13 protein-coding genes are annotated in these 14374 nt (G+C 33.1%); 2 read left to right on the top strand and 11 right to left on the bottom strand.

What is annotated here, in order from left to right; genetic code table 11:
* Window positions 1-19: 19 nt before the first annotated feature.
* From ACIFUW_RS05030 to ACIFUW_RS04990, 9 genes are all read right to left on the bottom strand, one after another.
* Window positions 20-1267, bottom strand: a complete 1248-nt coding sequence (locus ACIFUW_RS05030) for a helix-turn-helix domain-containing protein (RefSeq protein WP_123061360.1) — start codon at window positions 1265-1267, stop codon at window positions 20-22.
* A 360-nt stretch (window positions 1268-1627) separates the two neighbouring features.
* On the bottom strand, window positions 1628-2806 hold the full coding sequence (locus tag ACIFUW_RS05025) for an IS256-like element ISEf1 family transposase (RefSeq protein ID WP_000997695.1): 1179 nt from the start codon (window positions 2804-2806) through the stop codon (window positions 1628-1630).
* Window positions 2807-3393: 587 nt separating this feature from the next.
* On the bottom strand, window positions 3394-3747 hold the full coding sequence (locus ACIFUW_RS05020; protein WP_002307007.1) for a DUF7006 family protein: 354 nt from the start codon (window positions 3745-3747) through the stop codon (window positions 3394-3396).
* Between the two features lie 631 nt (window positions 3748-4378).
* Window positions 4379-6004 carry an acyltransferase family protein gene (locus ACIFUW_RS05015; RefSeq protein WP_010728427.1) on the bottom strand — a complete coding sequence of 542 codons (1626 nt, stop codon included), beginning with the start codon at window positions 6002-6004 and terminating at the stop codon, window positions 4379-4381.
* 285 nt (window positions 6005-6289) lie between these two features.
* Complete coding sequence (locus ACIFUW_RS05010; protein ID WP_010728428.1) at window positions 6290-7735, bottom strand: PTS mannitol transporter subunit IICB; 1446 nt, start codon at window positions 7733-7735, stop codon at window positions 6290-6292.
* 13 nt (window positions 7736-7748) lie between these two features.
* Entirely contained in the window at window positions 7749-8180 is a 432-nt protein-coding gene (locus tag ACIFUW_RS05005) for a PTS sugar transporter subunit IIA (protein WP_002307011.1), read from the bottom strand.
* 11 nt (window positions 8181-8191) lie between these two features.
* Window positions 8192-9331 (bottom strand): mannitol-1-phosphate 5-dehydrogenase, encoded by a 1140-nt coding sequence (locus ACIFUW_RS05000; RefSeq protein WP_002330245.1) that lies wholly within the window; start codon window positions 9329-9331, stop codon window positions 8192-8194.
* Window positions 9332-9338: 7 nt separating this feature from the next.
* Window positions 9339-9896: a 6-phospho-3-hexuloisomerase gene (gene hxlB, locus ACIFUW_RS04995; RefSeq protein WP_002307014.1), complete on the bottom strand. Its 558-nt coding sequence runs from the start codon at window positions 9894-9896 to the stop codon at window positions 9339-9341.
* Between the two features lie 39 nt (window positions 9897-9935).
* Window positions 9936-10640 carry a ribulose-phosphate 3-epimerase gene (locus ACIFUW_RS04990; protein WP_044383301.1) on the bottom strand — a complete coding sequence of 235 codons (705 nt, stop codon included), beginning with the start codon at window positions 10638-10640 and terminating at the stop codon, window positions 9936-9938.
* A gap of 185 nt (window positions 10641-10825) precedes the next feature.
* On the opposite strand from ACIFUW_RS04990, the gene ACIFUW_RS04985 reads away from it, so the two are divergent.
* Window positions 10826-11575, top strand: coding sequence for a DeoR/GlpR family DNA-binding transcription regulator (locus ACIFUW_RS04985; RefSeq protein WP_002307017.1), 750 nt, complete (start codon window positions 10826-10828; stop codon window positions 11573-11575).
* A gap of 183 nt (window positions 11576-11758) precedes the next feature.
* Here ACIFUW_RS04985 and ACIFUW_RS04980 read toward each other — a convergent pair whose 3' ends face one another.
* Window positions 11759-12004: a hypothetical protein gene (locus ACIFUW_RS04980; RefSeq protein ID WP_002307018.1), complete on the bottom strand. Its 246-nt coding sequence runs from the start codon at window positions 12002-12004 to the stop codon at window positions 11759-11761.
* A gap of 319 nt (window positions 12005-12323) precedes the next feature.
* Between ACIFUW_RS04980 and ACIFUW_RS04975 the strand changes: the two genes are divergently transcribed.
* The gene (locus ACIFUW_RS04975) at window positions 12324-13085 is read left to right on the top strand and encodes a formate/nitrite transporter family protein (protein ID WP_002295324.1); all 762 of its coding nucleotides are present in this window, start codon (window positions 12324-12326) and stop codon (window positions 13083-13085) included.
* Between the two features lie 96 nt (window positions 13086-13181).
* On the opposite strand, the gene ACIFUW_RS04970 is transcribed toward ACIFUW_RS04975, so the two are convergent.
* Complete coding sequence (locus ACIFUW_RS04970) at window positions 13182-14141, bottom strand: IS30 family transposase (protein ID WP_002287225.1); 960 nt, start codon at window positions 14139-14141, stop codon at window positions 13182-13184.
* Window positions 14142-14374 lie beyond the last annotated feature (233 nt).

Here is a 14374-nt window from a genome sequence, read left to right as displayed (position 1 = left end):
TATTTTGCAGGAGGACAATTTATTTACACAAAATTATTGACGCTCCCATTAAAATCTTAATCGGTTTAACATTTGTTAAAAATAAATCATAATAATCTAACACATAATAATAATCCAAAAATAATTGTGCCCAGTTTTCTAATTTCTTTGATACATCCAAATCCGCATTTGCTTGTAATTCTTTTTTGAGTTTTTCCATTATGTGATAAGTTCGAGGTTCTTCTTCTTTCATTTCTTCGATATACGAACGATTAAAAAAAAGATCTGGATTACCATAAAATAGATAACTTCTTTCATGAAATGCAATAAAATTGAATATGAGTTCTGGATCCTTTATATCTAAAGAAAAACGGAACATGCTTTGTAAAACTTTCTCCAAATTCTCAACTGCTCGATAAGAACAAGTATTTTGTCGCTGATGTGCATATGCATGACTATTTTCATATATTGCATTTCCATCAATTACTCCAAAAGAATAAATTATTCGATAAAGGAAACACAGTTCATCGCTGTTAAAAGAAAGATTGATTTGTTTTGACCACTTCTTCAAAAGATTAAAATGCGGATCATCTGAGATAACTGATTTATATTCATTATCTACTCGTACTTTTCTAAATGAACTTCTTTCTATATTAATGGCTAACCAAAAAGAAAATACACGTTTTTGAAAAATAGTTAACGTAATATCATAAATCCCCTCAAAAGCAACTATATACTTCTCTATTTCCTTTTGTTCGATATGAAATGGCCACTTATCACTACTTTCACGTGTAGAATTCCAATAGAAATAATAAAAAAAGCTACGAATGTTTGCCTCTGATGCATTCAATTCTAACTGAAATGGATGAAATGTTATATGATAACGCCTAAAATATGGAATTAAGAGCTTCGCATATCTGAAAACAGTAGATACACTAGTAAATTGCTCTTTAGCAAAATCTTTTAGAACACTTCTAGGATATTTATACATAAAATCAATCAAATGATAATTATAAGAAGCTTTATAAAAATGAAGATAAATATTATAAATAGGAAAATCTTTCTCTTTTTTTATGAAAAATCGTTTATTATCTTCATTTTTCAGAAGGATATTACCATTATATTGCTTAAATAAATCCTCTAGTTCTTCTATATAGTGTAAGACTGACTTCTCCGTAACATTAAGTAAATTTCTAAGTTCTTCCATTGCACACCAATTGTCTTTTTCTAACAAATAATCTAATAAAACTACTTTTTTGAAAGATGTTTTAGTTAAAAAAGTTTGCATCATTTCACCTCAATAAGTTACTTTTGTTTATTTTAATCAAAGAATAAACTTCTCTCGTTCGACTATAACTGATCGAACAAAAGAAGCCTTTTAATAAATATAATCTCACTTACATACATAGGCTAGTTATTTGCTTCTAGCTTATGATAAGTATATAAACGGATATCGATTTCATAATTGTTTTATCTTAAACATCATAGCTGTAATTGTTTTTATTTTTACATGAAGAATTATTATAATCTAGTTTAATTTTTTTCTGAAATATAGAATAAAAATAAAAACATCTTTTCATTTTGAGTTATTAATGGGGGAGCGTCAATAATTTTGTGTAAATAAATTGTCCTCCTGCAAAATAATTAGTTACTCAGTAAACATTGAAACTAATGTATCGGTTACCTGTTGAAAACCTTTATGGCTTCTGTTTAGAAATTTTTGATTGTATGTATCAAAAATGCTGACTAGAAAGCGTTCTAGTGATTCTTCATTTTGAAACTGCTCTTTTCTACGGCTGTATCTTTTAATTTGCTTATTGAAAGACTCGATTAGATTGGTTGAGTAAATGGTTCTACGAATGCTAGGTGGAAAATCATAAAAAGTTAATAAGTCTTGGTTTTCTATGAGTGACTGCGTCACTTTAGGATAGTTTTTCTTCCATTTCTCAATCATGCCGGATAAGAAGGTATTCGCTTCTTCTTTTGAGTTAGCTTGATAAACAGCCTTAAAGTCATCACAGATTTCTTTTCGGTCTTTGACACGTACTTTATGAGCGATATTACGAGATACATGGATACAACAATGCTGATATTTTGCTTTAGGATAAATTTGATGGATAGTATCTTTCATGCCTTTTAAGCCGTCCGTAATAAAAAGCAAGACTTCTTGAACTCCTCTGGAGTTAATATCCTGTAGCAGCTCATTCCAAACGTATGTTGATTCAGTTGGAGCAATCGCATAACTCAGTACTTCTTTAGTGCCGTCTTCTCGTATACCAATGGCAATATAAATCGCTTCTTTGGATACGGTTTGACGTTTTAGTGGAATGTAAGTAGCGTCCATAAAAATAGCGACATACTTATCATTTAAGGCTCTGGATTTAAAGGCATTTACTTCTTCAGTCAGAACTTTAGTCATGTTGGACATGGTTTGTGGAGTATAGTGATGACCGTACATTTTTTCGATCAAATCAGCAATTTCAGACATCGTAACACCTTTTTCGAATAAATGGATAATAGTGGTTTCCAATGTATCGTTTGTTCTTTTGTAGGCTGGTAAAGTTTGTTGTTTAAACTCACCATTACGATCTCTAGGTATTTCCAATGTTAATTCACCATATTCGGTTTTGATTGATCGAAAGTAAGAACCGTTTCTCGAATTACCTGAATTAAAACCAGTGCGATCATATTTTTCGTAATCTAAAAAAGCCGTTAATTCAGTCCGTAGGAGTGTGTTTATCGCTTTTTCTAAGTGCGAACGGAATAATTCATTTAAATCGCCTTTAGTGACTAGAGTTTGCACAATTTCTGTAGTAAAATCATTCATAGGGAAGTCCTCTTTTCTGTGAATTGGTTGTCGTTAACTTTATTCTACAGAAGCGACTTCCTTTTTTGTATGGATTTTTTCATTTACACAAAATATTTTACACTCTCATTAATGGAGATGTAAATGATTAACAATATGTAATTTAATTTTTTATTCCTGCATTAAGATAATTTGATTGGTAAATAAAAACAAACGTAAATTCGTTATTTTAATTCCTATTTATTGTGAACATATCCAATTTTTATCACATAGATATTTGTATAAACATTTTATGAATGCGCTTGTATTTAATTTAGAAAGTGTTACTATCTATTTAGGCAAATTTTTGCTAATATTTTGTTTTTTCATTTACCATCTGTAGAAATCATTTAATGATTTCTATCTTCTCCTTCCAACTTTTCTGATGATGCATCATGAATTAACAGTGCATTATCCATCTTTTCCATGTTAAAAGAACTAAGAATCAAGATAACGTCTTGATTCTTAGTTCTTTTATTCCTTCTAGAAAATAATTGTTAGCAATATAGTTTATATTTGTAAATACTAAATCAGTAGCTTCTAGTTGCTTTCCTGCTTAATAGTTCATATTACTCAATGTAAAAAATAATTGATTGTGGACATTGCTCATCCACTTTGTATCCACAACTTTCTTTATAATAGGTATGATAATCACTCTCTACCATATTAATTAACTCTTTTCCCCCGCAAAATTCTTCAATGTCTAAATTAATAAATTCCTCTAAAAGGGAAAGCTTAGAGTCAATCGAAAGCATTTTAGGTAACATAGTCCAAAAGTCATTATCATCGTTTTTACGTAGTGTATAATATGTTTGCTTTTCTAGATTTAATACATAATTATATGCATCATAATCTCCCTTTTTTTCAAAAAAATTTTTCATATTTAAAAATCTACTCACAAATTTTTTCTTGAAACTATTCATTTTCTCACCTCTATTTATTCTTTTTCTTGTCCATAGCATAACTTTTGAATAGAGTAACTAAATTCAAAAGCTATTATAGTATAAAAATACACTTTTTGTTGTTCAAATTTTTCATCTAATTGTGCAGTAATTTTGAACTCTATATTTTTTAATATTTAATGCTTAAGCAATCATTTATAAAAAAAGACTGGACGATAATTAAAATAACAAAAAAGGCTGTGACACGTCTTTTGTCACAGTCCCTTCTAGCATTATATTACTATTATTTATTCACTGCATCTTCTTAAGAGTAAAACATACTTGATCGTTTGTTTCTTTACTAACAGCCTTCTTTACTTGGTTCCTACGATCCTTAATTTTATCTAAGCTGATTGCTGCTTGTAACCATAAAACTTCGATCAGAACATACATCCTAGTATTGTCGTCTCGCTCATGTTCTGTATAACAAAGAGGATAAATCCAAAGCGATTTCTTTCCAAGAAGCTCTCAGTTAACGACCTCGCCCATCTCTTTTTTACCACGAATATTAAAAAGCTCCTCCTCTTAAACACCGTTTATCATATGAAGTATTTTTTATTTAAATTGATTCACCTATTAGGAAAAAGTAAGGTTAACACACGTAATCACTACCTTATTGAATAACTGAAGCAATATACTTTGCATAAGCTGTACGTCCACTTTCATTCAAATGGGTTTCATCATCATAAAAAAATTCAGGATGATTTTTGCTCTCACTATACCAATCGATCATCGTTATATTAGAATACTGATTTGGCAATGTAGCTAATGTGGCATTTATCGTATCTTGCCAGCCAGTTGGTGCTTTTATATTTACCCAGTATACTTTTTTATCTTTCAGCAAAGACATTGTTTGTTCTATAGCTTCATCTGTTATCACACCATTGGTTCCTAACCCGATCACTATTTGTTGGTAAGAAACTAAATCTTTATGCTCCTTTAAGATTTCTGGTAACGCAGTGATTTGTCTTGATTCTTTTGCATCTACCAATGCTTCTTTTTTAAATGTCTCCTTTAGTTCCTGATACGCCCCCAGCATAACAGAATCACCGATAAATAATATTTTCTTCTCTTGTGACAACAGATTTTCTCCTGCATTTGCTTTACTAGAGTTTTCTTTTAATAAACTTTGCAACTGATTTTGGTCAGCGGTCAGTCGACTGGCAGGAGCACGTAATACCAGTACAGAAACTCCGATTATCATTAGTGCCATAGCTGTCCAAATTTTGGGTGATCTCATCTTTTGCACTCCTTTTCTAAAGCAAGTAATCATGAGTAATGTACATAAAAACACAGTGAATAGACCTGCGATATCCAAATATTTCCAATGGTGATGTTTGAATAGATTTGTCAGAGCAATCAATACTGGGAAATGCACCAAATAAAGTTCATAACTGATTTTTCCTACAAAAGAAAGTTTTGTACTAGCGATTTTGGTCTTTTTTGCAATGTTCATATCATCGACACTGGCTAACAATAGAGCAAAACAAATACTGATCAGTAGTTCATTTAGTGTATAAGGAAAAATCGGGAACAGAATCAGACAAAGACTAGCTAGTAATAAAAGCCAGATTTTACTAAAAGTGTTTTGTTCAAAGAAACGGCCAATAGTTATTCGATTAAAATACCCCCAAACTCCTAATAAAAATGGAAAAAGTTTAGCTATCGTATGATAATATGCCTTAGTTGAAGGTAAAAACAAACTAAAAAGAATAGAAACAAAAATCAATGTATAGATTAAGTAAAACACTTGTTTTCTTCTCATACGCTTAATGACAATAAACAAAAATGGCCATATCAAATAGAATTGTAGTTCAACTGAAAGCGACCAATAATGTTTAAATAAAGAAGCATTAAAGTAAGAGTCAAAATAAGATACTCCTTGATTCAGCTGCCACCAATTGTTATAGCCAAAAATCAAACTGGGTAGCTCACTACGAATGTTTCCTATCAATCGAATGTTGCTAATCCCTAGTATGAAAATGAATACGACCAAAGAAAACAGTAAAAATGGATAAATACGTTTGATACGCTTATAGTAAAAATGTAAAAAACTGAATTGTCTGTTTTTTTCATCTCTTATCGTATTTTTAGCCATTAAAAAACCAGAAACCACAAAAAAGATCGTTACTCCTTGCAATCCGCCTGGCAGCAAACTATTTGGCAAATGATAAAATATCACTGCTAAAACAGCAATGCCTCTAAAACAATCGATTTCCTTTGAATATATTTTTTTCATGTATCATCAACCTCCTTCTCTTCATGCATGTTTTAATCAAACATATTCTTCCGTATCGATTTTTTCATTTTTCTATTCGTTTCACCTTGTTTTGTAAATTAACAGTTAAAAGTATCTAAAATGTATCTTTGCCCCATCAGTTCTCGTTGATCACAAAAAATATGAACATAAAATATCCGATTAATTATTTGTGCGACAAAAAAAGGTTGCGACACAAGCCATGTCACAACCTTTTTATATTAGGCAAAATAATTTTAATAAAGGTTAATCAAAAATTCCCATAAATTAGTCTTCTGTTTTTAATCCAATGATTTCTTCTGCTAATCCATTGATTACTGGATCTTGCAAATAATTCTTTAATGTCACAATTTTCATGTTAGGATGTGCTTTTCTAGTCCGTTCCTCCAAATCTTGATGTACGATCACCAAATCACTATCTTCTGGTACCTCTTCAATTCGATAATTTTTTATCTCAACATCAGTAATACCTGCTTTTTGCAATTTTTTCTTGAATATTGTTGCGCCCATTGCGCTGCTTCCCATTCCTGCATCACAAGCAAAGGAAATTTTATTCATCTCTTTTTTCTCGGTACATATTTCTCTAGCATTTTCTTCTTTTAATAATTTTCTTCCTTCTGATTTCATCGTTTTCGATTTTTGAACTGATAGTTCAAAATTTCTGTCTTCATCTGTTGATTTATCTGCTTTTAAAATTACTGATGTTACAAAAAAGGAAACCAGTGTTGCTGTGACCACTCCCGCCATGACACCCAAAAAATTTCCCCGAGGCGTTAGAGCTAAATAAGAAAAAATAGAACCTGGACTTGGACCTGCTACCAGGCCCGCATCAAATAATTCAAAAGTGATGATTCCTGTCATTCCACCAGCAATCATAGATAATATAGTGAGTGGTTTCATTAATACATATGGAAAATAAATCTCATGTATTCCGCCGAAAAAATGGATGATGATTGCACCTGGTGCTGTCTGTTTTGCTGCCTTTTTACCAAATAAAGAATAAGCTAACAATAGTCCTAAGCCAGGGCCAGGATTTGATGCTACCATGAAATAAATTGATCTGCCTGCCTCTAATGTTTGTTGCATACCTAATGGATAATAAACACCTTGGTCAATAACATTATTTAAAAATAAGACTTTTGCCGGTTCGTTGATTAAGGACAGTATCGGTAAAAAACCAGTTGAAACTAATGCTTCAATTGCACTCGTTACAAATTGATTAGCTGATTGGATTATTGGTCCAACTACCAGATAAGAAAGGCACATCAGTATGAAACCAATAATTCCTATAGAAAAATTATTGACGACCATTTCAAAACCAGCAGGAACTTTCCCATCTAAAAAATCATCTGTTTTTTTCATCATCCACCCACCAAGTGGCCCCATAATCATTGCTCCCATGAACATTGGTATGTCAGCACCAATAATCAAACCTATTGTTCCGATTGTACCTAAAACAGCTCCACGTGTACCACCAACCATCCGACCACCAGTATAGGCAAGTAGTAACGGCAATAGATAGCTGACTGTCGGACTTACGAGTTCATTCAGAGATTCATTTGGGAACCACCCAGTTGGAATGAATAATGCAGTAACAATTCCCCATGCAATAAATGCGCCTATATTTGGCAATACCATATTTGTTAAGAAACCGCCAATCGCTTGAACTTTAGCTCGCATGGAGACTCGTTTTTTTTTGTTTGCTACCTCCATTTTCTTCTCTCCTTTACTTCTTTATCAAATCTAACAATGCTTTTTCTGTCTTCACATCGAATAATTTTTGATACATTTTTTCATCACTCAGCAATTCTCCAAGATTGGCCATTAAGTCTAAATGTCCCTTTGGCGAATCAGAAGAAAAGGTAAAGAAGAATTTTACTGGTTCTTCACTTGGGAACATGACTGGCTTATCTAAACATAAAAAGCTCATCCCGACCCCTTTGCTCCCAAATTCTGGACGCGCATGAGGCATTGCTACTAGTGGCAGTAATATAATATAATTTCCGTTATCCAACACATTTTGTATCATCGCTTGTACATAGCTTTCCTCTATTATTCCCTTTCCTATCAAAGGACGCGCACTTACTCGGATTGCCTCTTGCCATGAATCGATCGCATCCATAAACATTGTATTTCCTGACAATTGTTCTTTTAGCATATTCTCCTCCTCTAAATCTGGGACTCATAAGCAGCGACAACTTCATTCAGCAGCTTACCTTCCAAACGAGAAATCTTTTTAATCGTTGCTTTCAACCCATCATTTACAATCATTCGACGTAGTTGTTCAGCTTCTGGATCAGCAAGATTCCGATAATGATATCCCGCAGCAATTACTTTTATTCCTGCATCGTAAGGTAAATGATATGAATCTAGTTTTACTATGGGAGCAATTAAACGATCATTAGGGCCTAATTTTCGAATAGGGGAACTTCCTACACGAGTAATTTCATCGGAGAGTTTCTGATTCCCATGACGGTTTAATGTTTTTTCCACAAAAGATGTTAATTCTTCTCTAGAAAAATGATATTTTTGTACAAAGTACTCTATATTCTCCATTAAAAATTGCTTGACTAGATTGAAAATCTCCATATTTTGGATTGCTTCTTGAATCGTCTTATATCCTTTCAGTGCGCCTAAATAAGCTACTGCCGCATGAGCAGCATTAACGATATAAAGCTTTCGCTCAATGTAAGGCTCCATATCATCAACCAAATTTACATTTTTCATATCAAAAGATGTAGTTGGATCTAACTGCTGTCGATCCATTATCCATTCATAATAAGGTTCGACAACAGAGATCATTTTTCCTCCAAGAACTTTTCCTAAAGATTGTCGATCGATTGCCGTATTCACAAAATATGCATATTCATCAAAATTCTCTTGTTCTTTTTCTGACAGCAAAGAATAAATTTCTTTTTTCAACACATCACTTGCATTTATCACATTTTCATTAGCTACGATATTGATGCTATGCTTTTGTTCAAATCGCTTACTTAAGGCTTGCGCAATGATCGGTGCAATTTTTACTAAATTTATTGCGCCAACAGATGTTGTTAAGATATCTGCATTTTTTGTTGCTGTAATCACCTCTTCTAGCTCGGATAAACTATTCAGTGCCACAACATGATCAATGAAATCACTCCTGTTCATTTCATCAATAATTTCGATAGTATAACCCTTATCTTGATTTAATTGATGGATCAGTTCAGGATTCGTATCAATAAAACATAGATCGAATCCATTCTGATGTAGAATTTGTCCAATAAGCCCTCTGCCGATGTTCCCTGCTCCAAAATGTACCGCTTTCATTTTTCACCTACTCTAAGTTAGCATGGTATTGCCACAACTTTGACATATCAATTGCTTTTTCTTCTATCATCACTAAAGCAATACTATCTCCTAACAAAAGAACACTTTGTTCAAACAGGCTAGTCATTGGCTGTATAGAAGAAATTTCCTCTGGTAACGCTAATTTTGTTTGTACGGGTATACGAATAAAAAGATCTGAATATTCTTTCATTGTGCTGTCTGGGTTTGATCCTATATGGGCAACTTGGGACCCAAATTCCTTTGCTTTTTTTGCAATAGTTAGTGGGAAAGCACTTTCCCCACTACCAGAACCAACAATCAATAAATCTTTATCTGTAATTGCCGGTTCAGTGATTTGTCCTACGACTACTGTCTGAATTCCTAGATGCCCTAAGCGTTTTGCCATTCCTTCTAGCGCTAACAGTACTCTGCCAACCCCCACGAAAAAAACTCGTTCCGCTTTTTCAATTTTCTTTATCAATTGTTCCACATCTTTTGAAGAAATACGGTCTAATGTTTCAGTAATTTCTCTTACAATATTTTGTTTCGCCGCCTTATAACTCAACTATTTCCCCTCCATTTCTATTATTCAGGACCACTACATCTATTGATTTTTCCTAACTGATTGCTTCATCGCTTGATAAAGTAGTTTTTGATTTTCTGCTAATGTATTTCCTTTAAGAAACAAACTTGTACTTCCTAATACCAGATTTGTTGCGCCTGCATCTAATAATCCCGGGATCGTTTCTAACGATACCCGTCCATCCACTTGGATATCTACTGCTAACTCTTTCTCATTTACTAACTGGCAAAGATCTGTAATTTTTTTTAGCGCGTAAGAAACTTGTTTTTCTGACTTGTTTGTTGCAAAACCTGGATTAATCAGCATCAAACAAATCCTATCAATCTCGGGTAAAATATATTGTAATACATTTAACGGAGTTGCTGGATTCAAAGCTATCCCTACTTTTGTTCCAGAATTCTTGATGAGCTGGATATATCGATCAATATGGAGGCTTGTTTCATAATGAAAAGTAATGCTCTCTACGCCAATTTTCAACATTTCTCCAATAAAAAATTCGTTATCGTTATCCTTAGCCATGATGTGTACATCAAAATTCATTGAAGTGATTTCTCTAATTCTTTTGATTGTTTCGATCCCTAAAGGCATACTGGGACTAAAAGAACCGTCAATCACGTCAATATGCAAGGAATCCATCCCAATACTTTCTAGTTCTTGGATGCTTCCTTCCAAATTTGCTAGATCCCCACACATAAGTGAAGGCGACAAAATAATTTTTTTCTCCATACATTCCCTCCTTTAATTACCCCCTCATTGTAACCGCTTAACAAATACTAGTCAACATAAAACTGCATAAAAATATTTTGTTTTTGCTTGTTTATGCCTTTTTAGTGTATTAAAAACGGAAATTATTGACATAAAAACGCATAAATGACATGATAAACAAGAATAAATAAGAAGGAGCACGCAACATGTTGAAATTAGAACGTCATCAAAAAATTCTAGATTTATTAAACGCAGAACAAAAAGTTATCGCTAGTGATTTAAGTCAACGTTTCAATGTATCCGAAGACACGATTCGACGAGATTTGAAAGATTTGGATAGCCAAGGTCTCTTAAAAAGAGTACACAGCGGCGCTTTACGTGTTGGTCCGCCAATTACCAATTTTAACTACCGAGAAACTGTAGCTAGCGAACAAAAAACTGCATTAGCTCATAAAGCCCTCCCTTTTTTAAAAGAAGAATCTGTCATCATCATTGATGGAAGTACAACTAACTTGGCTTTAGCAAAAGAAATCCCACAAGATTTTCGTGCAACAATCATTACCAATAGCCCGCCGATTGCCATAGCATTAGCACAGCATCCTAATTTGGAAATTATCAATATTGGCGGTACTTTTTATAAACAATCTATGATCAATATTGGGGTACAAGCTTATAAGCAACTACAAAACATTCGAGCCGACCTTTATATTATGGGTATTTATAACATAGATCTAGATGTTGGAACGAGCGTGCCAACTATGCAAGAATCCGACATTAAACGTGAGATGATACGTATTTCTACTGAAGTACTTGGGATGATAACTAATGATAAATTCGGCACCATCAGTAATCATATCGTCGGTCCAATTGAAGACCTTACCTATCTTATTTCAGAAGAAATTCCTGAAAAGGTTCGTAAAGAATACAATAAACAAAAAATCGTTTTGATTGATTAAGCGAAAACTATTGGTAACTACTAAAGCAACAGATATAAAAAATCTAAAAAAGAAACACGCAATAAAGTTTTGAAATAAACTTTATTGCGTGTTTCCTTTTTTGTTTATTCTCACTTACCTAGCACCACGTATAACATACTATAGCAATCATCATCCCACTTCTTTGTCTTTTGAAATACTACGTTATTTCTTTTTATTAACAAAAAACAATAGCACTAAACAGACCAAAATAGTTATGACTCTCAACGCGGGAGTAAACAGCAATGCTATCATTAAATTAGCAAGTTCACTGACGATTGAGGAATTTGATTCGTATAATACAAATAAAGGTTCTGCAAATAAATTCACATGTCTATAAACAAATTCTGTAAATAAATATACGGTTAAGCCTAAACCAATTATGGTGATATTTTTTTTAGATTTTGACATTTTTTCTCTCCTATAATAATTTTTTCAGTTATTCATTTCCTTTTTTATAAAAAATGTAGATTGTTTTGAAGTAATAATATGCTGTAGTTTCAAGAAAATTTACAGGAAATTTGATAACTGATATTATTTACTTTTTGACCACCATATACATGACTTTTATTTTTGTTTCTTTTTTAGAATCAAATGTGATTAAATAGAAAATTTTACAATAATATGCACATATAAATAATAAGATGATATAATCAACAAAGAAAATGTGATTTTTTTCACTATATTTTATCACATGAAAATTCATTAAGAAAGTAGGAATCGAAGTATTATGCACACACCAGAAGAAATTATGGAACTCAGTATTCATCTTGGAACAAAAAAAATACATAAACCTATCTTAGCTAAACTGATTTTAGGTTTTATCGGAGGAGCCATGATTTCTCTAGGTTATTTGGCATACGTACGAGTCTCTGCTTCTATCCCAGAATCTATGGCTAGCTTGACTAGTTTAGTTGGTGCCTCGGTTTTTCCTATCGGCCTGCTGGTCATCCTTCTTGGCGGTGGTGAATTGATCACCGGAAATATGATGGCTGTGGCGATTGCCTTTATGGATAAAAAAGTCACATTCTCACAGCTGGTTAAGAATTGGTCAGTGATTACTTTTGCAAATATTATTGGTGCAATTTTCGTTGCCTATTTCTTTGGACACTTTGTTGGTTTAACTCATTCAGGTGTCTATCTCGACCAAGTGATTCATATTGCTGATCATAAAATCGCTGTTTCTTGGTGGCAAGCATTAGGCTCCGGAATAGGTTGTAATTGGTTTGTCGGTTTAGCGTTATGGTTATCATATGGAGCAAAAGATGCGGCCGGCAAAGTACTAACGATTTGGTTTCCAGTCATGATTTTTGTGGCAATCGGTTTCCAGCATAGTGTGGCCAACTGTTTTGTGATACCTGCTGCCATATTTGAAGGTCAAGCGACTTGGTTAGAATTTCTCTCGAATTTTATCCCCGTTTATATTGGAAATATCATCGGCGGAGCTATTTTTGTTTCAGGTTTTTATTACGTTAGTTATAAGCATCATTAAGATTGAAGGTAATGTTCATTCGAGCATTACCTTCAATCTCTTTATATACTATTTATATTTTAAGAACAATAGCCTTTTATTATATATTCTTAATTGTCAAATTAAGTTAGACAAATCATCAATACTTACGTAACTCAAAAATACTTCCAAAGGTGTTCGATAATTCAGTGATTTTCTAGGAATATTATTTCGTTTCGATGCGACAGATTGAATAAAAGATTCATCTACTGAATTGAAATCCATAGATTTCAATAAACCATCTCTACGTAACAATCCGTTAGAATTCTCGTTTAGGCCTCTTTGAGACGGCGTTCCTGGATCAGCGAAATAAATGGCAATATCATTGGCATTACTGATCTGTTTCCAATTTGAAAATTCCTTTCCACAATCAAAAGTGATGGATTTGAATAGATTTTTCGGTACAGATTCAAACCAATGATTTAATTTGTTTTCAATATCAATCGCTTGTCTACCACACGGTTTCAATGTGATGATAACTTTTGATAATCGCTCAACTAAGGTAATTACAGCACTTTTATGTTTCAAACCTACGATAGTGTCACCTTCAAGGTGACCAAACTCATTTGAGAATTGGCTATAATCTTTTTCACGTTCATGAATAGAGCGACGGAAAGCTTGTTTTCCACGTCTTTCTTGATGTCCATTTGGTTTACGCTTGCCTTTCATCGGTAAGTCAGAAGGATTAAATAGCCCCTTTTTGAACATACGATAAATGGTACGAGCAGAACAACGAATAGGAAACGCTGCACGACCAACAATCACATCGGGTGTCCATCCTTGAACAACCTTTCTTTGAATATATTCTGATTGTTCCTCAGGTAAAACAAGCGGGCGTCTACCACAGTTTGATTTGTTTTTCTTATACTGTTGATAGTACTCTAAGGCTGATTTTCCTTGCTTGAAGAACAGGTATACTTTATGGATCGTTTGTCTTGAACGATTCAAGAAATGCGCAGTTTTCGCAACAGATTGATTTATTTTGAAATAAGACTCTATCATTACAAGTTCATCCGTTGTAAGATGGGTATAGGTCATTTGTACTCACTCCTTATAATTCTTTGGACGGAACTATTTTGAGTGTAGCACAAATGACTTTTTTAGTTGTCTAGCTTAATTTTACAATCGGCGTATATTATTCAAATTAGTTATATCGAGTGAAAAAAACTTTGATAAAGTCCGTATAATTGTGTAAAAGTAAAAAGGCCATATAACAGTCCTTTTACGGTACAATGTTTTTAACGACAAAAACATACCCAGGAGGACTTTTA

The sequence above is a fragment of the Enterococcus sp. PLH-Efm8 genome (genome assembly GCF_053011625.1).
This window is presented reverse-complemented; position numbering and strand designations above follow the sequence as displayed.